This is a genomic window from Clostridium nigeriense (assembly GCF_050585265.1).
Lineage (GTDB): Bacteria > Bacillota > Clostridia > Clostridiales > Clostridiaceae > Clostridium > Clostridium nigeriense_B.
The window spans coordinates 58633-83706 of the sequence record NZ_JBNOOE010000013.1 but is presented as its reverse complement, the minus strand read 5'-3'; the positions used below and the strand labels follow the sequence as shown (position 1 = coordinate 83706).

The following is a 25074-nucleotide window of genomic DNA, read 5'->3' as shown; positions in this document are numbered from 1 at the left end:
AGATATATATTAAGGAGCAAGTATTCCGAAGAATCCACCAATTATTCCTATTACAAGTAATAAACCTATGCAAGCAACAGGAGTCCATTTCTTTTTCTTAATTAAGTAGTATAACATTAATGTCATAAGTAGTGGAATCATTTGAGGTAGAACACCATCTAATATATTTTGAATATTAATTACAGCATCTCCATTTGGTATTTCAATAGTTAAGCTTGTTGCACCATAGTTTGAAGTAAGAGCTCCAACTATAAATACACCTAGCATTGAAGCTGAACGTGTAAACTCTTTAGCATTTTTAGTTAATATATCAATTGCCTTTGAACCTAAGTTATAAGACCAATGCATTAACCAATATCTAATTCCAAATTGAACAGCATTAAATATTAATAAGAACAATATTGGACCGGCTAAAGAACCATCAATAGCCATATTAGCTGTAATACCAGCAGTAATTGGAACTAATGTAAGCCAGAAAATAGCATCTCCAATTCCACCTAAAGGACCCATTGCAGCAACACGTACAGCTCTTATAGTATTGGTATCAGCTTTTTGTTGTTCTAGTGATAATATTATACCCATAACAAAAGTAACAAGGAAAGGATGAGTGTTAAAGAATTCTAAGTTATGTTTCATTGACTTTGAAAGGTCTTCCTTATCAGTATGGATTTTCTCAAGTCCAGGTAATATTCCGTATAGCCAACCACCAGCTTGCATTCTCTCATAGTTAAATGAAGCTTGCAAGAATAATGAACGCCAAACCATTTTATTTAAGGTTTTCTTATCAAGTGGTTTAGCAGGAGTCAAATCTTTATATAATGTATTGTTAGATTCCATCTTCTTCATCTCCTCCTATCCCTATATTTCCTGTAACAGATTTCATTTTTACATTATTTTGGAAGTCGTAGATAGCAACTGCAATTCCTATGAACGCAATTAATAATAACGCAGATCCAGATAAACCGTCTATTCTTCCTATAATAGTTGCAATGGCGAAGCCTGCGAAGTAAATTCCCCATAAGTCCTTTGATAACATAATACGTAATAAAATTGCAAATCCAACATAACGCATCATTTTACCAGCAGCACTAAGTCCATTCATAATTCCGCTGTATTTATCAGCAAAATTTGATAAAGTTTCACCAGCAGCATTACCACCGAGTAATCCTATAACAACTATAATTGCAAATGCTAATCCTAAAGCAGCCATTGCCCCATAGTTAATTTTTTCAATACCTTTTACATCTGCATTGTCAGCATATTTATCAGCCTTTGACATTAAAGGTGACATAAGTGTAAATAAGAAAGTAACAAAATATTGTCCAATTAATGCAAATGGAACAGCTAGCCCAACAGCAGCTGATGGTTCTAATTTAGAAGAAACAGCAAATACTACTGCCATTATTCCTCCAAGAACAGGATTTGGAGGTTGAGCTCCTCCGATAGGCATACTTCCAATTTGTATTAATTGATAAGTACCACCAACTACAAGTCCAGTGTTTAAATCTCCAAGAATTGCTCCAACAACAGCTCCGGATACAATTGGTTGATATAATGATTCCAAGAAACTATATTGGTCGATACCTGCAATAAAGGCAAATACTGCAACCAATAGAATTTGTATAATGTTAAAATCCATTTTGCATTCCCCCCGTATTATTTAAAAATCTTTTCGATATTTTCAGAACTTTCAGTAGGAACTCTTCTTATTTCAAGCTCTACACCTAGTTCTCTTAACTTTCTGAATGCTTCTACGTCTTTGTCATCTACTGCAACTGAACCAGCAACTTGTCTTTTTCCTTCAGCCATATGCATGTTTCCAATATTAACTTTTTTTATTGGAACACCACCTTCAACAAGTTTTAACACATCAGAAGGATTTTCACAAACTATAAATATAAGTTGTTTAGCACTAGCCTTGTGAATAGTATTTATAGTTTTTTCTATTGTCCAATAACGAGTTGAAGCGTAAGCTGGCGCACACATATCCATTAGGCCTTGTCTAAGTTTATCTCCAGCTACAATATCATTTGCAACTAAAATTAAGTTTGCACCAATGGAACTACACCATTGAGTTGCAACTTGTCCATGAATTAATCTATTATCTATTCTTGTTAATACTATATTTGGCATCTTCTCACCTCCTTTAATAATTAGTAGAAATCAATTAGATTTACTATTCTTAGATAATTATACATATAATGTAATGAATAATCTTTACACTTTTTAGTGTTTGTTTTATTTTTTTTAACAACGTTTACAAAATTAGCAGGAAAAAGTTGGTTTTTGTAAAAAATTAGGCTATAATACTTTGTAAAAAATATGTTTAATGTTATTATTATGGTATATTAAAAATTTTCTAATATTATTACTACTAATAACATAATAAATAGAATAATATTCATATTTCATTGAATATAGTTAATTATGTAAATGGAGCTGTCGCACAATGAAAAATTAAGAATGAAGAATGAAAAATTAATGAAAAAAACTCTTGAAAGAGTTTTGAAAGGAATTTAATTTTAGTAATTCTGTAAGAATTACATCAATAATTCTTCATTTTTAATTTTAAATTCTTAATTATGGCTGTTTGTGCAACAACCTCATTGATAACATTTTTTTATTTAAAAGTTTATTGAGAATAAAAATAACACGGTTAAGACTTAGGTATAATTTTTAATGAAAGTGATATTTATAATTTAATAGAGAGGTGACTGGTTATGTATGATAAAACAACAGGTGCTCACTTTAGAAAGTATGGCTCTATTTATGATGAAGTTAAGGATGTTAATAAAGAGGATTTAATAGAAAAACAGATTGTAACTAGTGATAAAGTTATTTCAAGTGTATATAATTTCTTAGAACCAGTGTATATAGAAGTTGTTGAAGGTATGGCGTCGATACTAATAAGCAATTCAAACAATGATGATTTTAAGCTATTTACAGTTCATAGAAATTTAGAAATAAAACCTAATATGTATTTCAATATTATTCCAATGACAGAACAAGCTAAATTTAATTTAATAATACCGTCAAATTATAATCTTAAACTTGAGTTTTTAAATCCACCATATGTCTATAATAGGATATTACCTACTATAAATATTCCTGAAATAATGGCTTATTATTATACAATTAAAAGTCCGAATTATAAATTTAAAGGGGAAAAACATAATTTATATGAATTAACATTTGTTGATAATGGAATATTGGATACATCAATTGATAATGTCGACTACACACTGAATTCATCTGATTTAATTATATATGGTAAAAATCAATTTCATACACAGTCTGTAAATAATGACTCTTCTTGTTCATATATAACAATTATGTTTGATATGGAATGTGATGATGATAGTTTGATATGTAATAAAGTATTTCATTGTAGGAAAGAATTGTACAAGGCTATAAGGGGCTTTGCAAAAAATATATCAAGTACAATACCATATTCAGAAAATTTGATTTTATGTAATTTCCATGAAATCATTGTCAGGTTATTCCAATATGACTATTTAGGTGTTGATGATGCTAAAATATCTATGGAATCACATCAACATTTCCAAGATGAATTATTAGAGAGAATACTTGAATATATTGATAAAATGGTTTGTTCTCCAATTAGTATAGAAGAGCTTTGTAATAAATTCTCAGTTTCTAGATCATCGTTACAAACATTGTTTAAGAATAATCTAAATACTTCACCAAAGAAGTATATTAATGATTTAAAATTATCTAGAAGTAGGCAATTAATTAAAGAAAATAAATATACTATTAGTGAGATATCATTTATGCTAGGATTTAATTCAATACATTACTTTTCAAGGGCATTTACTCAGCATTACGAAATAAGCCCTAGTGAATATGCTCAAACTTTATTTAAGGCATAATAAAATGGCTAAATCAGAATAGTTTTAATTTTGATTTAGCCTAATTTTCTTATTTTTTATAGGATATTTTGAATTGAATATCTAGATATAGTTATTACAGTATTTTTAGCAACTTCAACTTCAACAGTTTCTTTTGCTACAGATACTATTTTACCGTAGATTCCACCACAAAACATTATCTTCATGCCTGGCTTTAATTCAACATGAATATCTTTAAGCTCTGAAGTTCTTTTTTTTATATTTTTAGCGGATATAAATATTAATATTAATGCAATTATTCCAGCTAATACTGCGACAGTAATGCATGTCCATATAACTACTTCCCAATTTATCATTATTAGATACCATCCTCACTTTCAGCGTCTTCATGAACTATAAATTCAAATTTTACAACGCCCCTTTTACCTATTTCAATTGCTGATTCAGATAAAGAAGATAGATCTTCTATAATATCTTTAGTCATAGATATTTCTAGTAGCATAGGTAGATTTGCACCACCTATTACTTCCATTGGTTTTTCTATTTCTGTTTTTACTTCAACTAAAGTTTTAAATGGTGAGCCTCCAGCTAAATCACTAAGAGCTAAAATACTTTCACAGTTATTTAAATTTTTTAATGAATTATAATATTTTTCTTTTAAAGTCTCTGTTGAATCTGTTTCTTCAAAGTCAACATATTCTATATTGCTATGTTCTCCTGAAATTAGTTTTAAGGATGTGTGTAATCCTGACGCAAAGTTTCCATGACCACTTATTATTAATCCTACCATTTTTATCATCTCCTATACTAGATTGTACAATATTTTAAACAATTAATTTATTTACAAGTACCTGAACAATCAAAGCTAATTAGTAATGTTGGTTTATCTTTACCCAATATACTCATATAAATTCCCCTTATCTTTAATAATATTATAGATTAATAATTCTAATTATAATGAAGAGTAATTTAATTTCAATGGAAGTGGTGAAAGATATAATATGTGTGTTAAAAAGTGCAAATATTAGAAGAGTGAACTTAGGTATAATTTATATATAAATCAGAATAGGAGGTATAGCATGTTAATACAAAGTAAAAAAGTTTGGATTGCTGATCAATTTATTCCAGCTCAAATTGAGATTGATGATAATAAAATAGTTAATATTTATACCTATAATGAAAGAGAGGGTGCCCACGATTATGGAGATAAGAGGATTGTACCAGGATTTATAGATATTCATTGTCATGGAGCATATGGTTTTGATACAAATGATGCAAATGAAAAGGGATTAAGGAATTGGACAAAGAAAATAGTAAGTGAAGGGGTTACTGCATTATTACCTACAACTATAACACAAAGCAAAGAAGTACTTACTAAGGCTTTAGCTAATGTGGCAAAGGTAGTGGAAGAAGGATATGAAGGAGCAGAAATATTAGGAATTCACTTTGAAGGACCTTATCTTGATATGGAATATAAGGGAGCTCAACCAAGAGAATATATAGTAAAACCTACTATTAAAGAGTTTCAAAGTTATCAAAAAGCAGCAAGAGGTTTAATAAAATATGTAACTATGGCAACTGAGACAGATGAAGATTATTCACTTACAGAGTACTTATTTAATAATGAAATAGTAGTTAGTATAGGTCATTCAGCAGCTACATATGAAGATGCAGTATTTGCTTTTGCTCATGGGGCTAGATCACAAACTCATGTATACAATGGAATGACTCCATTCAATCACAGAAAAAACGGACTAGTAGGAGCTGCACTAAGAGTTAAGGGGATGTATGGAGAAATAATTTGTGATGGAAACCATTCTACTACAACAGCTTTATATAACTTTTTCAATGCAAAGGGACCAGATTATGGGATTATGATTACAGATGCTTTAATGGCTAAGGGATATGAGCCAGGTTCTAGATTTATTTTTGGAGGAAATGAAATAGAAATTTATGAAGATGGTAGTGCTCATTTAGTAGAAACGAAGGGATTAGCAGGTTCTACATTGAAAATGAATGAAGGACTTAAAATACTTGTGGAAGATGCGATGGTACCGTTTAATTATGCAATAAATTCATGCACAATTAATCCAGCAAAATGTTTAGGGATTGATAAGCGTAAAGGAAGAATTGGAGTTGGATATGATAGTGATTTAGTAATTCTTAACAATGATTATTCAGTTAATCAAACATATTGTTTAGGAAAGGCGATGTTATAATGCAAAAAAATGTTATCAATTTATCAGGACATAATATATACCTAGATAGATATGGAGATACAGTTTATTATAATATCTTTGATAAAAATGGATATGTAGTATCCAATCAAGTAGAACAAAAGTTTAGAGTATTTTATTATAGATACTCAATTATATTTATTGTATTGATTTTATTAGGGGATTACTTTAATTCTTGGCAAAATACAATATTAGTTGGGGGCGGAGCCGCAGTTTTAATAGAATTATACTTTAGGCTTAGCTTTTTAAAGAAGTTAAAAGTGATTAAGAATTTTAAAAGAGAACGAAAGATTTCAAGATTAGAGAGTATGATTAATAGCAAAGAAAAAGAAAAGGTAATAATGAAGGGCTGTGCGTATGTTTTGTTAAGTGTCCTTCTTATTATAAATGCAATACAACAAAACTTGAATGTAATATTTTTAGGTATAAGTGCATTGGTAGCTATATATAGTTTATATATAGCAGTTATTAATATCATTGCCTTTAACAAAATGAAAAAGAATATGTAGTATAAAAGAAGAGAATTTGAGTTTTCAAATTCTCTTCTTTTATACTACATACCGAATTTTTACTATGTATTTTATATAAAAATGGAAAAAATGAAGAATTATAATAAATTTAGTAGTAAAATAGATGGTGAATATTTCAATTTGGCAGAATGGATAGAGTTAAGGAATGGTCTTTAAATGAAAAAGTTAAAAAATAAGAACAAATTAATATCTTTAATAAATATTAGAGGATATTTAATATTTTTAATTATACTAGTTTTATGGAAAGTTGCATGTGAGCTTAACATATGGAGCAGTTATATATTGCCACCACCAGAAAAAGTATTTACAACATTTATAAGAATGGTAAAGGATAAATCCATATTCTTTCACATTTATTCAAGTATGAGAAGAGTTGTAGTGGGATTTTTCATAAGCTCTATTATAGCAATACCACTAGGAATATTTTTTGGAATACATAATAAATCATATGAATATTTTAGGAGATTTTTCGATTTTATAAGAAATACTCCACCATTAGCATTAATTCCAATGCTTATACTATGGTTTGGAATAGGGGAGAAGTCTAAAATAATAATTATAATCTTAGCATCATTTTTTCCTATATTTACAAGTACATTAAAAGGTGTAAGAAATTGCGATATAAAGCTTATTGAAGTAGGAAATGTTTTTGAATTGTCAAAGAATCAGATTATATTTAAGATAATAATTCCCAATGCAATTTTAGATATAGTAATAGGATTAAAATTAGCCTTAGGATATAGTTTTAGAGCAATAATAGGTGCTGAACTTGTGGCAGCATCAAGTGGACTTGGATATTTAATATCTGATGGAAAAGAAATGTCTAGAACTGATGTAGTTTTAGTTGGAATAATACTTATAGGATTACTTGGAATCTTATGTGATTATTTATTTTCTATTGTAGTAAAGAAAGTAGGTAAAGGAAAGATGGTGGAAGCTTATGAGTAAATCACAATATATTATTAGGAATGTCACTAAATATTATGAAGTGAATAATGAAAAGCATGTTGTACTTAAAAATATATCATTAAATATTAATACAAGTGATATAACGGTTATACTTGGAGAAAGTGGATGTGGAAAAACTACTTTATTAAGGTTAATTGCTAATATTGAAAATGTATCTTCAGGAGAAATTAAATTTATTAGAGATAATAGAGAAGTTAAGCCAAAGGTAGGATTTGTATTTCAAGAAAGTAGATTGATGCCATGGCTTAATGTTTGTGAAAATATAGCATTTAATGATATTAAGAATAAAATTACCATGAGAGGTCTGAAAAATATAGTTAATTTTAAAAAGAATGAAACTAATAATTATCGAGTAGATATGTATTTAAAGATGATGAAGTTAGAAAAATTTAAAAACTCATATTCATATGAATTATCTGGGGGAATGGCTCAAAGGGTAAGCATAGCCAGAGCATTATATTTTGATCCAGATGTACTTCTTATGGATGAACCATTTTCAGCATTAGACTATTTTACAAGAGCTGATATGCAAAATGAACTTATTAGAATACACAAGTCTACAAAGAAAGGTGTTATTTTTGTAACTCATGATATTGATGAGGCTTTGAAACTAGCAAATAGGATAATAATATTTGAAAGAAATAATGAAATTAAGGAATTTGAAATAGAAGAAAGTCATTATAAAAACTTTGAAGATGAATACTATATTAACATTAAAAAGCAGATTCTAAAAACATTAAATTATAATATAGATAATGTTTAATATATAGAATTAATAATAGGGGGATTTGTAAAATGAAAAAAAGAAAAATAATCGCTAGTATAGCCGCAGTAACATTTATAATAGGCATGATGACTGGATGTAGTACTAAACAATCTCAATCTGATATTTCAGAAATAAACTTAACATATGTTAAGGCACCACTGAACGTCCCTTCAATAATTCAAAAACAAGATGATTTATTTGGAAAGGAATTTTCAAGTGATAATATAGCAGTTAATTTTTACGAAATAACTTCGGGACCAGATCAAACTGCAGCCTTAGCATCTGGAGAATTAGATATTCTTCATGCATTAGGAGGAACTTCTGCATTAATAGCAGCATCTAATGGTGTAGATTTGAAAATAATAAATACTTATAGTAGATCACCAAAAGGGTTTATGATTTTAACTAATAACGATGAAATAGTAAGCGCAAAAGATTTAGTCGGTAAAAAAGTAGCTGGTCCTAAGGGAACAATACTTCACCAAGTATTAATAGCTGCCCTAAACAAGGAAGGTTACTCAATAGATGATGTGGAATTTATTAATATGGGAATTCCAGAAGCAGCAGTGGCATTAGAGGATGGAAGTGTCGATGCAGCATTGATTGCAGGTCCTACAGCATATAAAGCAGTTAAGAATGGTAGTAAGATAGTAGCAAATGGAGAAGGATTAGTAGATGGAATTATAGTAACTGCTGTAAGTGGAGAGTTTGCAGAAAATCATCCAGATATTATTGAAAGATTTAGAAAAGTAGAAAATGAAACTTTAGAATATATAAATAATAATTTTGATGAAGCCATGGGAAAAGTTTCAGAAGAAGTTGGACTTACTGTTGATGAAGTAAAGGAAATGTATGATTGGTATGATTTTAGTCTTGATATAACTGATAATGATATAAAATCTCTTGAGGATACACAAAAGTTTTTAATAGATAATGGACTACAAGAAAATGAAGTTAATGTTCAAGATTTAATATATAAAACCAAATAATGCTAAATAAAAAAATCCTTAATCCTCAACTTTTAATTAGGCTACCATTGAGGCAGCAAATTATTATTTCAATAAAAAAATAAATTTTATCGAAAGGATAAGGAAGAATGATGATAGGAACTATAGCTAATACAGGAGCAATATTTGCTGGAAGTATTATAGGATTTATAGTGAAGAAGGGAATTAATGAAAAATATAAGGAAGCTTTATTTACAGCTATGGGATTAGCTGCAACTGGTCTTGGTATTAATTCAATAGTATCAAATATGCCAAATAGTAAATACCCAGTACTATTTATTTTAAGCCTTGCAGTTGGAAGCTTAATAGGTGCAATAATTAATATTGAAGGAAAGTTTAATAATTTATCTAGTAAATTTACATCTAGTAATTTAGGTCAAGGATTATCTACAGCTATTTTATTATTTTGTATTGGAACACTATCTATATTAGGTCCTATGGAAAGCGCCTTACATGGTAATAATACTTATCTATTTACAAATGCTACATTAGATTTTGTGACTTCTATAGTATTTGCATCTACTTATGGTATTGGGATTGCAATTGCAGGAGTAGTATTGTTTTTATGGCAAGGATTTATTTATGTATCTGCAGGATTATTATCTGGATTTTTAACTACTGAGTTATTAACTGAAATATCAATTATAGGGGGATTTTTGATTACAAGTTCAGGATTATCTATACTAAATATTAAAGATTGTAAGACATTAAATATGTTACCTTCGCTACTTATACCTGCCCTTTGGTTTATTATTAAAGGTATATTTAAAATATAAAAACTTATTAACAATGATTTTCTTATTTAATAATATATTGTGGATTAATTTGAATATTCTGTGGAAAAAATATTAAATGAATATTAACAATTAAATTTTATCAACTAATAAGTAAAAAGAGTATCTATAAATTTAAAGATACTCTTTTAATTTCTTATATTTTAGTTCTGAGGTAAAATATTATTATGCAATTTTTTCAACAAGACTAGTATTATGTTTAACTTTTTGATTTGATTTTACAGTTTGTATTGTAGAAGCTAAGGCTATTGATATTAAGCATAAAGCACCGATGACTATAAATGTTGATTTAAAGCCTCCTGTTAATGATGATATAAATGAACCAGAAATTGCTCCTAAACCAAATCCTTGATATATAATTCCGTAATTTTTAGTTTGATTGTTAGCACCAAAGAAATCTCCTACTATAGCAGGGAATACTGTGATATTTCCTCCAAAGCAAAATGCTATTGATGCAACACAAGCAAAGAAAATTGCAAAATTTAAATGTACAAAGCTTAAAGAAAATACTGAAATAGTTGTAATTGCAAGTGATAAAATTACGACTTTTAATCTACCAAATTTATCTGATAAAGCACCTAATATAATTCTTCCAGCTGTATTAAATATTGCTACCATAGCAACTGCATTTGCTGCTACATTAGGGGCAAGTCCAACTAGCTCAACACCAATATCTTTAACTATTCCTATTAGATATAGACCACTCATACATGCTGAAAAGAATATTATAAATAAAGCATAAGCTTCTTTTGTTTTAAGCATTTCTTTTACTGTATATTCATTTGTATTTTTATTATCTTTAGAATAACTGCTTACTAATGGGGCATCCTTTAAAAGTTGAGCACCTATTAAGACTAAAGCCATAGCTATAAAGCCCCAATATAGGAATGTTTGAGAAACTCCTACATTATTAATTAAGCTTCCATTTATATATTTAAAAATTAAACTACCTGTTCCATAAGCTCCTACTGAAATACCAGAAATAAGTCCTTTTTTGTCAGGGAACCATTTAATACAATTTGAAAGTGTTGTAATATATGCAATACCGTCTGCAGCTCCAACTACTACACCAGCTGTAATATAAAGCATAGGTAATGAAGAATCAAATGATGTTAATATCAAGCCTAGCCCTAATATTAAACCTGCAAATGAAGTAAGTTTTCTAATGCCTAGCTTGTCTTGAAGTTTACCAGCAGCTAATGTAGATACTGCTAAAGCAAAGCTAGTTATAGAGAAGGTAATAGCAACCTTATTTAATTGAAATCCAAATTTATTTACTAGGGGTTGGTTAAATAGGCTCCATGTATAAATAGTTCCTAACCCAAGTTGGGCAATTACTGAACCTAAGACTATTAACCAACGATTTTCTGATACTTTTTTCATTTCATTCACCTCTAATTTTATTTTCACAGATATAAAAGTTACATATATTTTTTATAATTAAATACTGTTTATGGTTTCATTATAAGTCTGGAAAATATAAAATTATTATTTTATGAATGAAATACAAATAAAATTAAATAAAATGCAATTATATGTTCATGAGTTGCCTGAATTCTTTTACATTACTTCTACTTACAGGAACTTCATAATCGATATCTTGGAGTTTTAAATTATAGGTACTATTAAACCAAGGTATTATTTCTCTTATTTTATTTATATTTACTATATAGGATCTATGAGATTTAAAGAATATATCTTTAGGGAGTTTTTCGTAAAAATCAGATATACATAGGTTAACTGAATATTCCTCATCTTTTGTAAAAACACAAGTTATTCTCTCTCTTGCCACGCAATAATATATATCATTAATATCTACAACTATTATTTTTTCATTTTTCCATAGATTTATCTTATTAGATATGCTATTTTTAAGTGAATTATTATTTTTGCTATTATCAATACTTTCTAGTTTCTTTAGCATTGATACAATTCTAGACTCTGAATAAGGCTTTAATATATAATCAAAGGCCTCTACCTCAAAGGCTTCAACAGCATGTTCTTTATATGCTGTTATAAAAACTATGTAAGGTTTTTTAGTAAATTTACTTATACTTTTAGCAAGTAAAACCCCATCTAATGAAGGAATATTTATATCTAAAAATATAATATCAATCTCATTATTTTGAATAAATTTAAGAACCTCTATTCCATCTGAAAATTCTGAGATTATATCTATTTTACTGTAATTTTGAATAAAATATTTAAGCTCTTCTCTTGCTAAGAATTCATCATCAACTATTATTGCTTTCATATAGACACCCTCTTATATTTTTTTCTTTATATAAAATTCTACCATAGTTCCTTTATCGAGTCTTTTTATATTAAGACCTTCCCCATAAATAAGCTTAATTCTTGAATGAACATTATATAGACCTATTTTCTTTTCTGGAACATTATCGGTATAAATCTTATTTATCATATCTTCACTTATTCCTATGCCACTGTCTATTATAGAGATTTTGGTTTTTTCACCTTCGTCTTTTACACTTATTTTAATTGTTCCATTATGATTGTCCTTTAAAATCCCATGGACTATAGCATTTTCAACTAAAGGTTGTATTGTAAGGCTTGGTATTTGAATATCTACATTATCTATATCGTAGATAACATTTAGTTTATCTCCAAATCTAGCTTTTTCTATTTCGATATAATCTTTTACTTGTTTTAGTTCTTTATTTATATCTATAAATTCACTGTTTAATTCCAAATTAAATCTTAAATAATTTGATAGATTTATTATAAGCTCCCTTGCATTATTAGGATTTATTCTTATAGAAGAGGCTATAGCATTTAATGCATTAAATAAAAAATGAGGATTTATTTGAGTCTGAAGTGCTTTAAGTTCTGCCTTATTAGCCATTTCCTTCATTTCTTCGACCTTTGATACTTCCATAAGAGTTGAAATGATTTGTGAAAGTCCTACAGCAAGAGTTTCTATAGTAAAAGTTATGTTATTAGAAGCTTTATAATATATTTTTAAGGCTCCAATAACTTCATTTTTCTCCTTAAGTGGTATAATAATTGCTGATTTTAAAAGTGAACTTTTTTCCTTAAAACCAGTATTTTTAATAACTATTTTACCACTACTAATAGCCTCTTTTGTTTCATCAGTTATAATTTCATGGCCAATATTATAATATTCTTTACCAATGCCAATGTAGGCTAAAATATTCTTTGTATCAGTTATTGAAACTGCATCGGCTTGAATATCTTCTTTTATAATAGTACATATTTTATTTAAAGATTCACTATTTATTTTTCTAAAATAAGGAAGAGTTTTATTTGCTATATCTAAAGCTAATTTTGCTTGTTTAGCAGAAATTTTTTCCTTATCATTTTCTATACTCTGAACTAATAAAACAATGAACCCTACAGATATTTGTCCAATAATCATTGGAACAGCTATTTTCGATACTATGTCAAAACCTAATGAATGAGGTGTACTTAATAGAAGTATCAGTATCATTGTAATAGTCTCGGAAAACATTCCTGCTAGTATTCCGGCTATCCATCTATAGTTTCTCTTGACCTTTCTATTTATATATCCAGATATTATACCTGCGCATATACTACTTATTAGACAAGGAATAGATGTTATACCTCCTATATCTATTAGATACCTATGTACTCCAGATATTACTCCTGTTACAATTCCCACAACTGGACCGAATATTATTCCTCCTGATACTATAGTAATAGTTCTTACATTTACTAAAGAGCCTTCTACATTAAGGCCTGTATAAGTTGATAGTATTGCAAATACAGAAAAGACTGTACATGCAATTACATAGTCTTTTTTTCGATAGGTATCTCTTTGAAATATATTTCTAAAGCTTTGTAACCTAGTTATAGTAAATAAACATGCAAGAAGTAAAACAGCTCTATCCATAAATTGAATTAATATATCAATTAAGTAATCCAAATTTAAATCCTCTCCTTTCTCTAAATAATATTATATATACTATTTTACTTATTTTTTATTATTTGTTAAGTAAATAAAAAATAAGTAAATATAGGTATAAATTTGACAATATCACTAATTAGTGATATATTTGGTTTATGGATAAGATAAAAGATTTACTTGAAGAAAATAAATTAGCTTTATCTACTTTAGTTGTTTTTACAAGAGCAGAAAATGAAATTCATAAGCGTGAATATGAAACAATTAAGCAAAGTGGATTAACTATTTCTCAATTTGGAGTTTTAGAAGCTCTATATAATAAAGGTGACTTAAGGATATGCGAGATAATAGAAAAAGTATTAACTACATCTGGAAATATAACAGTAGTTATTAAGAATTTAGAAAAAGATGGATTAATAAAAAGGAATATAGACCCTGATGACAAAAGATCTTGCATAATATCAATAACTGATAAGGGAAGGGAAATTATCGAAGGTATACTACCAAATCATATTAAGAACATTAAAGATATCTTTGAGGTTTTAACTGATGAAGAAAAGATTACTTTAAAAAATATATTGAAAAAATTTAAGGATATCTAAAAAAATAAAATTTTTTTAGAATAATATCACTAATTAGTGATAAATTTAATTATCACTAATTAATAAAGAGAGGAATGAATTAAATGAAAGATTATAGGTCAATAGATAATGTATTTAGAGGTCCAATGCCTCATATGGTAGGTGACGGATTTAAGGTGTCACAATACTTACCAACAGGAATAGGTGATATTAGACGTTTATCTCCATTCTTAGTATTAGATTATCATGCTCCACATTATTATTCACCATCATCAATTAGACGTGGTGTTGATGCACATCCACATCGTGGATTTGAAACTGTAACAATTGCTTATGAAGGAAAGGTTGAGCATCATGATAACAAAGGAAATCACGGAATTATAGGACCTGGAGATGTTCAATGGATGACAGCGGCATCAGGTATTATGCATAAAGAGTATCATGAAGCTGAGTTTAGTAAAAATGGTGGAACATTACACATGATTCAACTTTGGGTTAATCTACCTAGTGATAAGAAGATGTCAGAACCTAAATATCAAACTTTATTAAAAGAGGATATGGGAGTTGTTAACCTTGAAAATAATCAAGGCGAAATTAGTATTATCGCTGGCGAGGTTAAAGGAGCAAAGGGACCAGCTAGTACATTTACAGATTTAAATATGTATAATGTAAATCTAAAAAATAATGGAAAAGTTATATTAGATGAACCAAGTAATTTTAATACTGGAATGCTTGTATTAAAAGGTGAAATTAAAGTAAACGAAGATAAGATATGTAAAGAAGGAGATTTTATTGTATATAATAATGAAGAAGGAAGTATTTTAGCTGAAGCAATTACTGAAGATGCTTTATTTATAGTACTAAGTGGGGAACCAATATACGAACCAATTGCAGCTCATGGACCATTTATTATGAATACAAGAGAAGAAATATATAAAGCATATGAAGATCTTAGAGAAGATAAATTTGGGACAACTAACTTTTAATATAGATATTAATTAATAACTAAATGAAGCTATCCATAGGTAAAATTATAAGTTGCTTGTGGCTAGCTTTAAAATTTTCATAAAAATTTAAATACATAAGATTGTTTGTAATATATAATTGAAAAATTTAAAGTTCAAAATAGATAGATTAATGATATAATATATAACGGTAAAAAATTGTAGGAGGTGAAATATGGAGGCTTTACTTAAAAAACAAAGTGAAATAATTAAAAGTATAGAAATGGAATATGCAAGTGGAAATTATACTGAGGAAAATCCATATATAGTATTGAATCCATTTGAGAATTGTCCATTATCAGCATTAATTAAATTTAATACTGATGAAGAATGCTTTGTTACATTAATTATTGAAGAAGACATAAAAAAAGAATTTAAAGCATTTAAAAAAGAACATGAATTACCTATATTAGGGCTAATTGCAAATAAAGAAAATATTATAAAAGTTGTATGCAATTATAGAAATAATAAACAAAAAGAGTTTACTCATTACATAAAAACTTCTGAACTACCTGTAGGATATCCTAATATAGAGCTGATGAAATGTGAAGAGAGTAATATGTATGACGGCATGATATCAATGTCTCTAGGAAGATCAGAAGGTGTAAGAACTATAGAACATTTATATTCAATTATTGACAATAAAGCAAGAGTAAGATGGATTTATACTGGTGTTTCTTGCCATGTTTTTATGAAGCTTAAAAATGGAAATATAATTGTTGATGCACCTATATCAAGTGGGATTTGTGGAGCTTATACTGCAGCTGGATTCATAGAAATTGATATGCTTGGAAAAATTATTAACTTCTTCCCTATAAAGTATGGGTTGCACCATGATGTTATTGAATTGCCAAACGAAAACTTTCTAGCTATTACTCAAAGGGAAAATACTAAGCAAGATTTATTAGTAGAAATAGATAGAAAGACAAAAGAGGTAATTAAGGAATGGGATTTTAGAAAAATATTAGACTTCAATAGGGAAACTGTTATTGATAAAGTATCTGTAAATCATCCATTAGATTGGTTACATCTAAATTCATTAGTGTATGATGAAGAAAGTAACTGTATAATTGCTTCTTCTAGAAATCAAAGTACTGTAGTAAAGTTTAATAAAGATACGTCGGAAATAGTCTGGATATTGGCTCCTCATTATGGTTGGTGTGAAAAATTTAACAAATACTTACTTAATCCTATAGGAGATAACTTTGAGTGGAGTTATGCTCAACATACTCCTTCCTTAAGTGATAATGGTAATCTTGTTATATTTGATAATGGGAACTTTAGAAGCTATAAATTAGAAGATGCAGTTTTAGCTCATAATAATTATAGTCGTGCAGTTGAGTATAAAATTAATGAAAAAGATATGACAGTAGAACAAGTATGGCAATATGGTAAGGAAAGAGGGAATGAACTATATTGTGCATATTTAGGAGCTGTTAGAATTCTTGAAAATGATAATAGGTTAATATGCTTTGGTGGGATAACTAAAGATATATTTGGTAATCCTATTGATGATATGAAGAGTAATAGGATGAAAAATCAAATTACTATAGTAGAAGTAGCAAAAGATAAGGTAGTTTTTGAAATAAAAATTAAAGATACAGATATAACTAAGCCAATTGGCTATAAATGTTATAGAGCAGAAAAAATAAGTTTATATTAAGGGAGTAAATAATGAAAAAAACCAGAAAAAATTTATTATTATTAATAATGTCATTAACTATGATTATTTCTTTAGTAGGTTGCGGAGCTAAAGAAGAAGTACAAGAAAATAATACAATTAGATTAGGAGTAATGTCTGCTTCTGATTCAGCACCTATATTACTAGCTCAAGAAAAGGGATATTTTGAAGAAGAGGGAGTTAATTTAGAATTAGAAATATTTTCAAATGGAGCTACAAAGCAAAGTTCAATTCAAGCAGGAGAGCTTGATGCAGCAATGCTTAGTATGATTCAATTCTTAAATAATGTTAAGGGTGGATTAAAGGCTAAGATAACTACAACAACAGATGGAATGTTCCCAATTGTATTAGCGAAGAATTATGAAGAAAAGAAAGATGTTAAAGTTGGATTAATGGAGGTTAGTGTAATAAACTTCTTAGCTGATCAATATTTAACTGATTACAATGTAGAAAAAGTATATATAAATGAAATGCCTGTTAGAATGCAAATGTTAATGGAAGATAAAATAGACATGGCAGTTTTACCAGAGCCTTTAGCTTCTAATGCACAGCTTAAAGGGTTAGAAAAGAGAGTATATGGAAATCCAGATGATTTCACTCCAAATGCGATAATATTTACAGATGAATTTATAAAGAATAATCCAAAGACTGTTAAAGGATTTCACAATGCATATAACAAGGCTGTAGAAGACATAATAAACAATCCAGAAGAAGCAAAGGATATCTTAATATCAAAATTAGAGTTAAATGCAGAAATAAAGGATTTAATTATTTTGCCAACATATCATAAGACAAGAATCCCAGATGAGGATTATATAAAAGAACTTGAAGATTGGACTGAAAACCTACAAGGAAGTGAATTAAATTTAGACTATAACGATTTAGTTATAAAAGATTATATAGCTAAATAATGTTAGAAGTAAAAAATCTATATGTTAGTTATGGAGAAAGAGATATATTAAAAAGTCTCTCTTTTTCCTTATCTAAAGGAGAAACGCTTTCAATAATAGGTCCATCTGGATGTGGGAAAAGTACTCTTCTATTATCTATCGCAAATCTAAAAGAAAATACATCAGGTAATATTTCAAATAAATTTAAGGATACTAATCTCATATTACAAAGTAATGGTCTTTTTCCTTGGAAGACTATTAAAGAAAATATACAATTAGGCCTTATAATAAAAGGCACATCAAAAGATGAAATAGAGAAATCTACAGAAAAAATAGCTTTAAATTTAAATATAGAACACATTTTAGATAAATATCCTTTAGAAGTTAGTGGAGGAGAAAAGCAAAGAGCAGCCTTAGCGAGAGCCCTAGTTTTAAATTCTGATTTATTATTAATGGATGAGCCTTCATCTGCCTTAGATTCAATTAATAAAGAAAACTTTCAAAATATATTATGTAAGATACAAAAAGAATATAATATGTCATATATTATAGTTACTCACAATATAGAAGAGGCAGTGATACTAGGAAAAAGAATAGCTATAATGATTGATGGAGAGATAAAGAGAATAATCGAGAATCCATATTATGGGCAGGGAAATGCAAGAAAAAGCTATGAATTTTTTGATAAGTGTAATGAATTAAGAGCAATTTTAGAGGAATATGGGGAGGAAAAATATGAGAGTATTTAAGCAGATATACAAGTATATTTATGCTATATCAGTAGTATTTATATCTTGGTATCTACTTCATATTATTTTAGATTCTTTTGTAATACCAAACCCAATTGATGTACTATCTAGGCTTTTTAAAGTTGGATTTAGTGTTATTACTACTCACCTTGTAGCAAGTCTTTTAAGATTATTTATAGCATTATTAATAACTACAATATTAGGATATTTTATAGGCTTATCAATTGGAGTTAATAATAAGCTAGATAGTTTAATAAGTCCAATAGTTTATTTGTTTTTTCCTGTTCCAAGAATAGCTTTTTTACCAGTATTTATGATTCTATTTGGGCTTGGTAATGCATCAAAGATAGTATTAATTGTAGCCATAGCAATTTTCCAAATAATAATATCAGTAAGGGATGGAGTTAAGGAAATACAAGATGAATTAATATTATCGGCTAAATCTTTAAAACTATCTAAATCCCAAATGATAAGACATATATACATTCCAGCAACTTTACCAAGACTATTTACAGCTATTAGAATAGCTTTAGGTTCTAGTATGGCAGCATTATTTTTTGCAGAAAATTATGCAACAAAGTATGGTATAGGATATTATATTATGAACTCTTGGATTAAGGTTGATTATGAAGGAATGTATGCTGGAATAATTTTAATAAGTATTTTGGGAATGATTATGTTTAAGGTAATAGATATTTTACAAAACAAAGTTTGTAAGTGGCAGGCAAAATAAAACAATACAATTAAACTCATATTTATAATATAAAAATTTATAGTGTCCTTTCTATTTGAAATGAATATCATGCTATTAGAAAGGATGTGATATTAATTGAATTTTGACAGAGGTGATAATTTTAATAGCTTACAGGATTTATTTGATGAATGTAAGAACTTAATGGATTTCCACATAGTCTTAATAATGAAAGATGGTACATCAATTGATGGAATCATTGAAAAAGTAGATTCTAATGGAATTATTATGTTGGTTGGAGAAGATGTCGTAGATCAAGATGATGATGATCAAGATCAATATAGTGATCAAAGACAGTTTAAAAGACCAAGAGGAATGAGAAGACATAGGCGATTTAGACGAAGAGGGTTTCCTTTTAACGTAATTCACGGAGTATTCCCGTTGCCATATCCATTTTATCCAATAAATCCATTCTTCCCATATTGGTGATACATCTAAAGATGAAATTGTACATGTGAAACAAATGTTTATATAAAGTAGGATATAAATTATATTACTGTGACCTTTAATATAGGATTAGGTAAGATAATATATATCCTACTTTTTTATGTGATATAATAAAGAAAAATAAACTTGAAATTTGGGAGGCATTAATGTTTAAAGTAGCAATATTTGATTTAGATGGGACATTATTAAATACATTAGATGATTTAGCAAATGCTTGTAATTATGCCATTAATAAATTTAATTTTCCTATTCATGAACTGGACAAGTATAAGACTTTTATCGGAAATGGAATATATAAATTAGTTGAAAGAGCTTTACCAGAAGGTAAAAAAGATTATGAAACGGTAACGGAAGCATTGAAAATATTTACTGAATATTATAATGAGCATATGATGGATATGACTAAGGCTTATGATGGAATTATAGAGCTTTTAGATGAGTTAAGCAGTAAAGGCATAAAGCTAGCAGTTGTATCTAACAAAAAGCATGATTTCACAATAGAGATAGTTAAGAAATATTTTGGAGAAAGATTTGATATAGTTTTTGGACATAGAGATAATTATAAAGAAAAACCTGATCCAGCATCAGTTTTAGAAGTAATTGAAGCCTTTAATATATCAAAGGAAGAGTGCATTTACATAGGTGATTCTAATGTAGATATAATAACGGCAAGGAATGCTGGAGTTAAATCAATTGGAGTTTCATGGGGCTTTAGAGGAAGAGAAGAATTAGAAAGAGAAGGTGCAGATTATTTAGTTAATAACACAGAAGAGTTAGAAGATATTATATTGAATAACTAAGTATATAATTACTTTGATATATTTTAGATTCACAATATTAATAAATTTATTAGGGATGGATTTTAAAATGTGATGAAGCACTCTGGATTAATTTAAAGTTTCTATTATTCAACTTTATGATAGAATATTATTGGAATAAGTTTCAATAATATTGGGGGAGATTAGTATGAGTAATGTAGTAAAAACAAATAAAGATAAAGTAGTTAAATGGTCAGTTGCAGGTAAGATACATCATCCAACAGGTGGGGGATATAGAATAACTCATGAGGGAGTACCTATAGTTGTACCTGCTACTGGTGGAATAAGTTACAATGTGAAAATTGGTGATTCTGTTTATGGATGGGCTGGTGATCATATAGAGCCAGGAGTTTCAATTAGAAATGAAAATAAAGAAGAAAGTGCTGCATTAACTACATTTTCATGTATAGGAAATGAAGCAAAGGTTATTTCTGGTGAAGCGGCTGGAGAAAAGGGATATGTTACAGGGATGCATGGTGGAATTGATCATGTGTTAATACATTTCAATGAAGAAACATTAGATAAGTTAGCTATTGATGACAAGATTATGATAAAAGCTTATGGACAAGGATTGAAGATTGAAGGATTTGAAGATGTTCATGTAATGAGTATAGACCCAGATTTATTTGAAAAACTTGGAGTAAAAGAAAAGGATGGAAAACTTCAGGTTCCAGTAGTTGCAAAGGTCCCACCATATTTAATGGGATCAGGAATTGGATCACCAAGTGCTTATACAGGTGATTATGATATTATGACAGCTGATAAAGAAGAAATAAAAAGATTAGGATTAGATAAGTTGAGATTTGGAGACCTAGTTTTATTACAAGATTGTGATAATAGTTTTGGACGAGGTTATTTAAAGGGAGCTGTTAGTATAGGAGTAATAATTCATAGTGATTGTGTGAAAGCTGGGCATGGACCTGGAGTTACAACAATTATGGTAAGTAAGGAATCAAAGATAGAGGGAATAATTGATAGTGAAGCAAATATAGGAAATTATATGAATAAATAATAATACTCAAGTAGTAATTAAGTAAAGGGCATTAAAGTGCTTTTTACTTTTTCTATTTTATAAGGAAATTTAAGACTTACATAAGACTATTAAATTATAATATTATAGAAATAATAAATAGAGACCTTTAGTTTACAACTTTATTACATCGATATGATATTATATAGGATTTAAGGGGTGTGTTTATATGAAAAAGATATTAATAGTTGAAGACGAAAAGCCCATATCAAATTTGATTAAAGTTAATCTAACTTCAGAGGGATATTTATGCAAATGTGCTTTTGATGGAAATGAGGCTGCAAATATTATTGAAGAGGAAAAGTTTGATTTAATATTGTTAGATATTATGTTACCGGGAATTAATGGATATGAACTTTTGGAGTATATAAAACCTTATAAGATACCAGTAATATTTATTACTGCAAAGGGAACAGTTGAAAATAGAATAATGGGGCTTAAACTTGGTGCTGATGATTATATAGTTAAGCCTTTTCAAATTGGTGAACTATTAGCAAGAGTTGAGGCTGTTTTAAGAAGAGTAAGTTCAACAGATAAAACATATGAAGTTCTAGGAGTTATAATAAATCCTAGCTCCAGGTCAGTAATTAAAGATGGCAAAGAGATAGATTTAACAGTAAAAGAGTTTGATTTATTGATAGAATTAATACGTAATAAAAATATAGCTTTATATAGGAATCAGCTATATGAGAAAGTGTGGCAAGAAGAGTTTATGGGGGATACGCGAACAATAGATTTACATATACAAAGATTAAGAAAAAAATTAGGATGGGAAAATAATATAAAAACAGTTTTTAGAATTGGCTATCGACTTGAAGTATAAGGAGTTAATGTATGAAACTATTTGTAAAAATATTCTTATGTTCAGTAGCAACCTTAAGTTTATTCTTATCATTATCAGCATATGTTTTAATTTCATCCTCTTTTGAAAGTTTTATGGATAGAGAGATTGATCAAGCAAAAAATCAATATACATACATAAAGTATAATATTCAATCTAAACTATTAATGAATAAGAACAAAAAACAGTTAGGTAAGGACGAATATGATTTATCCATATTAGATGTTTCAAGATATACAATGGAGGGAAATCAAATTGCAATATTAAATGAGGATAAAAAAACTATATCGTCTAATTTACCTAATAATTTAAGTACAGATATAGCAAATGAAATTAGTGATGAATCATTGATTTGCAAAGTTGAGGAATTAGAGGTTAGTAAAATTCTTATGGTTGGAGGTAGTTTTGAAGATGATGGAAAGATATTTTATTTAATTACTTCTACAAATATAAATGGAGTTCTATCTCAAAAAAGAGAAATGGAGAGCAATTTTAATGTTATTTATTTTACTGCTATTAGTGCAGGAATGATAATTATGATGATTTTATCAACTATAATTACTAGACCAATAAAGGGACTTATTAAATCTACTTCTAGAATTGCTAATGGATTTTATAATGATCGAATAGAGTATAGGGGTAAAGGTGAATTTGGTGAACTTGCTGAAAGTTTTAATAAGATGGCAGAAGCCGTTGAAGAGAAGGTAATAGAATTAGAAGATATAGCTGAAAAAAGAGAGGATTTTGTAACAAATTTTGCTCACGAGTTAAAAACACCTTTGACTTCCGTTATAGGTTATGCAGACATGATTTTTCAAAGAGATTTATCTAGAGAAGAAACTAAAAATGCCGCTAGATATATTTTAGAGGAGGGGTTAAGATTAGAAGCTTTATCTTTTAAGCTTATGGATTTGACTGTTTTAAATAAGCAAAGTTTTATTCTTGAACAGTTAAATAGTAAAGAAGTATTTCAAAATATAGTAGATACATTAAAACCTATATTAAAAGAAAGAAAAATAGATATAGATCTTAAGATAGAAGAAGAATTTATAGATATTGAATTTGATTTATTTAAGATGTTAATTTTAAATTTAATAGATAACTCTATAAAAGCAGAGGCTAAGATTATAAAAATAATAGGAAATAAAATTGATAGCAAAAAGTATGAAATCTCTGTAATTGATAATGGAAGAGGGATTCCTAAAAAGGAAATTAGCAGAATAACAGAGGCTTTTTACATGGTAGATAAATCAAGATCAAGAGCACAGCATGGAGTTGGTCTCGGATTAGCCCTATGTGAAAAAATAGCTAGAATACATAAAAGTAAACTAGTTATTTCTAGCGAAGAGAATAAAGGAACTACTATTAAGATAGAGGTTCAAATAAGTGGAGGTAATCCATAATGAAGAATAATAAAACATTAAATGTTTTAGGTATAATTGCAGTATTTGTTATAATTATAGGAAGTTGGAGTTTAACTAAATATATGCTTTATCGTAAAGAAGAGAAGCTTCTATCAAGAGTGAATAAATTTGATATTTCAATTAATAGTGATTCGGAAAATAGTAATAGTAATTTGACTACAGAGCAAATTAGGGAAGTATTAGTAACTTGGAATGATAATAAAGAGTTAAGAGTACATGATCCAACTATAAATCAATTAACTATGGATGAAGCTGTAAGTAGGTCAATAGAGGATATTAAATATTTTTGTGATGCAGGTATAATTCCTACTAGTATTAAATCAATAGATGATTCTTGGAATACTTATGCATATTTAGGAACAAAAGCTCCAATGTATACTTATTCAAAGTATATTTATAGTTATTGGACAATTAAATTTAGTAATGAAGATGTTAATATAGAAATAAAACAAAATGCATATACAGGGTATATTTGGAATATAACTATCTATGATTTTATTAATGATAATGTAGAAAGTATAAACATAGAAGAAGCATTAAAAATGTATTCAAACTATTTAGGAATTCCTATGAGTAATTATAGTAAAAGTGAATTAGGTTATGGAAGTTTAACATCAGATGATTCAAAACTTATTTTATCTTATCAAAGTAATACATTAGTTGAAAAAGGAAATGCAAAAATAGAAATCTCTTTATCACCTAATTAAACAGATAATAATAAAAATTTAATAAATATATTACAACTTAGATACATTTAATATACTTAAATATTACAACTCTCC

At 28.1% G+C, this 25074-nt stretch carries 27 protein-coding genes; 19 read left to right on the top strand and 8 right to left on the bottom strand.

Annotated elements, in window-relative coordinates; all coding sequences use genetic code 11:
• Positions 1 to 9 precede the first annotated feature (9 nt).
• From ACQPVP_RS12505 to agaV, 3 genes are read right to left on the bottom strand one after another with little or no spacing between them, the layout of a single operon-like run.
• Positions 10 to 837, bottom strand: coding sequence for a PTS system mannose/fructose/sorbose family transporter subunit IID (locus ACQPVP_RS12505; RefSeq protein ID WP_430850466.1), 828 nt, complete (start codon positions 835 to 837; stop codon positions 10 to 12).
• The gene (locus tag ACQPVP_RS12500; RefSeq protein WP_430850414.1) at positions 827 to 1639 is read right to left on the bottom strand and encodes a PTS mannose/fructose/sorbose/N-acetylgalactosamine transporter subunit IIC; all 813 of its coding nucleotides are present in this window, start codon (positions 1637 to 1639) and stop codon (positions 827 to 829) included. Before ACQPVP_RS12500 ends, ACQPVP_RS12505 begins: the two co-directional genes overlap by 11 nt.
• Before the next feature lie 17 nt (positions 1640 to 1656).
• The gene (gene agaV, locus ACQPVP_RS12495; protein ID WP_430841943.1) at positions 1657 to 2133 is read right to left on the bottom strand and encodes a PTS N-acetylgalactosamine transporter subunit IIB; all 477 of its coding nucleotides are present in this window, start codon (positions 2131 to 2133) and stop codon (positions 1657 to 1659) included.
• Between the two features lie 587 nt (positions 2134 to 2720).
• Here agaV and ACQPVP_RS12490 point away from each other — a divergent pair.
• Entirely contained in the window at positions 2721 to 3890 is a 1170-nt protein-coding gene (locus ACQPVP_RS12490) for a helix-turn-helix transcriptional regulator (protein ID WP_430850412.1), read from the top strand.
• A gap of 56 nt (positions 3891 to 3946) precedes the next feature.
• On the opposite strand, the gene yajC is transcribed toward ACQPVP_RS12490, so the two are convergent.
• Positions 3947 to 4225, bottom strand: coding sequence for a preprotein translocase subunit YajC (gene yajC, locus ACQPVP_RS12485; RefSeq protein WP_430850410.1), 279 nt, complete (start codon positions 4223 to 4225; stop codon positions 3947 to 3949).
• Positions 4226 to 4227: 2 nt separating this feature from the next.
• Complete coding sequence (gene agaF, locus ACQPVP_RS12480) at positions 4228 to 4659, bottom strand: PTS galactosamine/N-acetylgalactosamine transporter subunit IIA (protein ID WP_430850408.1); 432 nt, start codon at positions 4657 to 4659, stop codon at positions 4228 to 4230.
• A 289-nt stretch (positions 4660 to 4948) separates the two neighbouring features.
• Here agaF and nagA point away from each other — a divergent pair, with 289 nt between their 5' ends.
• The 6 genes from nagA (at position 4949) to ACQPVP_RS12450 (ending at position 10154) form a co-directional block, all read left to right on the top strand.
• A complete protein-coding gene (gene nagA, locus ACQPVP_RS12475) occupies positions 4949 to 6088 on the top strand; it encodes an N-acetylglucosamine-6-phosphate deacetylase (RefSeq protein ID WP_430850406.1) in 1140 nt (379 codons plus the stop codon).
• Positions 6088 to 6615: a hypothetical protein gene (locus tag ACQPVP_RS12470; RefSeq protein WP_430850404.1), complete on the top strand. Its 528-nt coding sequence runs from the start codon at positions 6088 to 6090 to the stop codon at positions 6613 to 6615. Before nagA ends, ACQPVP_RS12470 begins: the two co-directional genes overlap by 1 nt.
• A gap of 177 nt (positions 6616 to 6792) precedes the next feature.
• Entirely contained in the window at positions 6793 to 7584 is a 792-nt protein-coding gene (locus tag ACQPVP_RS12465) for an ABC transporter permease (RefSeq protein ID WP_430850402.1), read from the top strand.
• On the top strand, positions 7577 to 8368 hold the full coding sequence (locus ACQPVP_RS12460) for an ABC transporter ATP-binding protein (protein ID WP_430850400.1): 792 nt from the start codon (positions 7577 to 7579) through the stop codon (positions 8366 to 8368). The genes ACQPVP_RS12465 and ACQPVP_RS12460 overlap by 8 nt, the downstream gene beginning before the upstream one ends.
• Before the next feature lie 32 nt (positions 8369 to 8400).
• Positions 8401 to 9360 (top strand): ABC transporter substrate-binding protein, encoded by a 960-nt coding sequence (locus tag ACQPVP_RS12455; RefSeq protein ID WP_430850398.1) that lies wholly within the window; start codon positions 8401 to 8403, stop codon positions 9358 to 9360.
• 110 nt (positions 9361 to 9470) lie between these two features.
• A complete protein-coding gene (locus ACQPVP_RS12450) occupies positions 9471 to 10154 on the top strand; it encodes a DUF554 domain-containing protein (RefSeq protein WP_430850464.1) in 684 nt (227 codons plus the stop codon).
• 183 nt (positions 10155 to 10337) lie between these two features.
• On the opposite strand, the gene ACQPVP_RS12445 is transcribed toward ACQPVP_RS12450, so the two are convergent.
• The 3 genes from ACQPVP_RS12445 to ACQPVP_RS12435 form a co-directional block, all read right to left on the bottom strand.
• Positions 10338 to 11555: an L-lactate MFS transporter gene (locus ACQPVP_RS12445; protein ID WP_430850396.1), complete on the bottom strand. Its 1218-nt coding sequence runs from the start codon at positions 11553 to 11555 to the stop codon at positions 10338 to 10340.
• 148 nt (positions 11556 to 11703) lie between these two features.
• Entirely contained in the window at positions 11704 to 12426 is a 723-nt protein-coding gene (locus ACQPVP_RS12440) for a LytR/AlgR family response regulator transcription factor (protein WP_430850394.1), read from the bottom strand.
• Positions 12427 to 12438: 12 nt separating this feature from the next.
• Complete coding sequence (locus ACQPVP_RS12435) at positions 12439 to 14064, bottom strand: LytS/YhcK type 5TM receptor domain-containing protein (RefSeq protein ID WP_430850462.1); 1626 nt, start codon at positions 14062 to 14064, stop codon at positions 12439 to 12441.
• A 170-nt stretch (positions 14065 to 14234) separates the two neighbouring features.
• Between ACQPVP_RS12435 and ACQPVP_RS12430 the strand changes: the two genes are divergently transcribed.
• From ACQPVP_RS12430 to ACQPVP_RS12375, 12 genes are all read left to right on the top strand, one after another.
• Positions 14235 to 14678 (top strand): MarR family winged helix-turn-helix transcriptional regulator, encoded by a 444-nt coding sequence (locus tag ACQPVP_RS12430; RefSeq protein ID WP_430850392.1) that lies wholly within the window; start codon positions 14235 to 14237, stop codon positions 14676 to 14678.
• 83 nt (positions 14679 to 14761) lie between these two features.
• Positions 14762 to 15643: a pirin family protein gene (locus tag ACQPVP_RS12425; RefSeq protein ID WP_430850390.1), complete on the top strand. Its 882-nt coding sequence runs from the start codon at positions 14762 to 14764 to the stop codon at positions 15641 to 15643.
• 193 nt (positions 15644 to 15836) lie between these two features.
• Positions 15837 to 17324 (top strand): aryl-sulfate sulfotransferase, encoded by a 1488-nt coding sequence (locus ACQPVP_RS12420; RefSeq protein WP_430850388.1) that lies wholly within the window; start codon positions 15837 to 15839, stop codon positions 17322 to 17324.
• 11 nt (positions 17325 to 17335) lie between these two features.
• Positions 17336 to 18253 carry an ABC transporter substrate-binding protein gene (locus tag ACQPVP_RS12415; RefSeq protein ID WP_430850386.1) on the top strand — a complete coding sequence of 306 codons (918 nt, stop codon included), beginning with the start codon at positions 17336 to 17338 and terminating at the stop codon, positions 18251 to 18253.
• Entirely contained in the window at positions 18253 to 18981 is a 729-nt protein-coding gene (locus ACQPVP_RS12410; RefSeq protein WP_430850384.1) for an ABC transporter ATP-binding protein, read from the top strand. Before ACQPVP_RS12415 ends, ACQPVP_RS12410 begins: the two co-directional genes overlap by 1 nt.
• Positions 18968 to 19714: an ABC transporter permease gene (locus tag ACQPVP_RS12405; protein ID WP_430850382.1), complete on the top strand. Its 747-nt coding sequence runs from the start codon at positions 18968 to 18970 to the stop codon at positions 19712 to 19714. The genes ACQPVP_RS12410 and ACQPVP_RS12405 overlap by 14 nt, the downstream gene beginning before the upstream one ends.
• Positions 19715 to 19810: 96 nt before the next feature.
• Positions 19811 to 20161 (top strand): hypothetical protein, encoded by a 351-nt coding sequence (locus ACQPVP_RS12400; RefSeq protein ID WP_430850380.1) that lies wholly within the window; start codon positions 19811 to 19813, stop codon positions 20159 to 20161.
• 164 nt (positions 20162 to 20325) lie between these two features.
• A complete protein-coding gene (locus ACQPVP_RS12395; RefSeq protein ID WP_430850378.1) occupies positions 20326 to 20979 on the top strand; it encodes an HAD family hydrolase in 654 nt (217 codons plus the stop codon).
• Positions 20980 to 21145: 166 nt separating this feature from the next.
• Complete coding sequence (locus ACQPVP_RS12390; RefSeq protein WP_430850376.1) at positions 21146 to 22009, top strand: DUF4438 domain-containing protein; 864 nt, start codon at positions 21146 to 21148, stop codon at positions 22007 to 22009.
• Between the two features lie 187 nt (positions 22010 to 22196).
• Complete coding sequence (locus ACQPVP_RS12385) at positions 22197 to 22850, top strand: response regulator transcription factor (protein ID WP_430850374.1); 654 nt, start codon at positions 22197 to 22199, stop codon at positions 22848 to 22850.
• An 11-nt stretch (positions 22851 to 22861) separates the two neighbouring features.
• The gene (locus tag ACQPVP_RS12380; RefSeq protein ID WP_430850372.1) at positions 22862 to 24271 is read left to right on the top strand and encodes a sensor histidine kinase; all 1410 of its coding nucleotides are present in this window, start codon (positions 22862 to 22864) and stop codon (positions 24269 to 24271) included.
• Positions 24271 to 24999: a hypothetical protein gene (locus tag ACQPVP_RS12375; protein WP_430850370.1), complete on the top strand. Its 729-nt coding sequence runs from the start codon at positions 24271 to 24273 to the stop codon at positions 24997 to 24999. The genes ACQPVP_RS12380 and ACQPVP_RS12375 overlap by 1 nt, the downstream gene beginning before the upstream one ends.
• Positions 25000 to 25074 lie beyond the last annotated feature (75 nt).

Excerpts from the sequence above, each read along its gene's own strand:
- ACQPVP_RS12490 (WP_430850412.1), top strand. The coding sequence starts at position 2,721 with ATGTATGATAAAACAACAGGTGCTCACTTTAGAAAGTATGGCTCTATT.
- ACQPVP_RS12410 (WP_430850384.1), top strand. The coding sequence starts at position 18,253 with ATGTTAGAAGTAAAAAATCTATATGTTAGTTATGGAGAAAGAGATATA.
- ACQPVP_RS12385 (WP_430850374.1), top strand. The coding sequence starts at position 22,197 with ATGAAAAAGATATTAATAGTTGAAGACGAAAAGCCCATATCAAATTTG.
- ACQPVP_RS12445 (WP_430850396.1), bottom strand. The coding sequence starts at position 11,555 with ATGAAAAAAGTATCAGAAAATCGTTGGTTAATAGTCTTAGGTTCAGTA.
- ACQPVP_RS12500 (WP_430850414.1), bottom strand. The coding sequence starts at position 1,639 with ATGGATTTTAACATTATACAAATTCTATTGGTTGCAGTATTTGCCTTT.
- agaV (WP_430841943.1), bottom strand. The coding sequence starts at position 2,133 with ATGCCAAATATAGTATTAACAAGAATAGATAATAGATTAATTCATGGA.
- ACQPVP_RS12390 (WP_430850376.1), top strand. The coding sequence starts at position 21,146 with ATGAGTAATGTAGTAAAAACAAATAAAGATAAAGTAGTTAAATGGTCA.
- ACQPVP_RS12440 (WP_430850394.1), bottom strand. The coding sequence starts at position 12,426 with ATGAAAGCAATAATAGTTGATGATGAATTCTTAGCAAGAGAAGAGCTT.
- ACQPVP_RS12405 (WP_430850382.1), top strand. The coding sequence starts at position 18,968 with ATGAGAGTATTTAAGCAGATATACAAGTATATTTATGCTATATCAGTA.
- ACQPVP_RS12415 (WP_430850386.1), top strand. The coding sequence starts at position 17,336 with ATGAAAAAAACCAGAAAAAATTTATTATTATTAATAATGTCATTAACT.
- ACQPVP_RS12420 (WP_430850388.1), top strand. The coding sequence starts at position 15,837 with ATGGAGGCTTTACTTAAAAAACAAAGTGAAATAATTAAAAGTATAGAA.
- ACQPVP_RS12425 (WP_430850390.1), top strand. The coding sequence starts at position 14,762 with ATGAAAGATTATAGGTCAATAGATAATGTATTTAGAGGTCCAATGCCT.
- yajC (WP_430850410.1), bottom strand. The coding sequence starts at position 4,225 with ATGATAAATTGGGAAGTAGTTATATGGACATGCATTACTGTCGCAGTA.
- ACQPVP_RS12395 (WP_430850378.1), top strand. The coding sequence starts at position 20,326 with ATGTTTAAAGTAGCAATATTTGATTTAGATGGGACATTATTAAATACA.
- ACQPVP_RS12435 (WP_430850462.1), bottom strand. The coding sequence starts at position 14,064 with ATGGATAGAGCTGTTTTACTTCTTGCATGTTTATTTACTATAACTAGG.
- ACQPVP_RS12455 (WP_430850398.1), top strand. The coding sequence starts at position 8,401 with ATGAAAAAAAGAAAAATAATCGCTAGTATAGCCGCAGTAACATTTATA.
- ACQPVP_RS12465 (WP_430850402.1), top strand. The coding sequence starts at position 6,793 with ATGAAAAAGTTAAAAAATAAGAACAAATTAATATCTTTAATAAATATT.
- ACQPVP_RS12505 (WP_430850466.1), bottom strand. The coding sequence starts at position 837 with ATGGAATCTAACAATACATTATATAAAGATTTGACTCCTGCTAAACCA.
- ACQPVP_RS12450 (WP_430850464.1), top strand. The coding sequence starts at position 9,471 with ATGATAGGAACTATAGCTAATACAGGAGCAATATTTGCTGGAAGTATT.
- ACQPVP_RS12375 (WP_430850370.1), top strand. The coding sequence starts at position 24,271 with ATGAAGAATAATAAAACATTAAATGTTTTAGGTATAATTGCAGTATTT.
- agaF (WP_430850408.1), bottom strand. The coding sequence starts at position 4,659 with ATGGTAGGATTAATAATAAGTGGTCATGGAAACTTTGCGTCAGGATTA.
- ACQPVP_RS12470 (WP_430850404.1), top strand. The coding sequence starts at position 6,088 with ATGCAAAAAAATGTTATCAATTTATCAGGACATAATATATACCTAGAT.
- ACQPVP_RS12430 (WP_430850392.1), top strand. The coding sequence starts at position 14,235 with ATGGATAAGATAAAAGATTTACTTGAAGAAAATAAATTAGCTTTATCT.
- ACQPVP_RS12380 (WP_430850372.1), top strand. The coding sequence starts at position 22,862 with ATGAAACTATTTGTAAAAATATTCTTATGTTCAGTAGCAACCTTAAGT.
- nagA (WP_430850406.1), top strand. The coding sequence starts at position 4,949 with ATGTTAATACAAAGTAAAAAAGTTTGGATTGCTGATCAATTTATTCCA.
- ACQPVP_RS12460 (WP_430850400.1), top strand. The coding sequence starts at position 7,577 with ATGAGTAAATCACAATATATTATTAGGAATGTCACTAAATATTATGAA.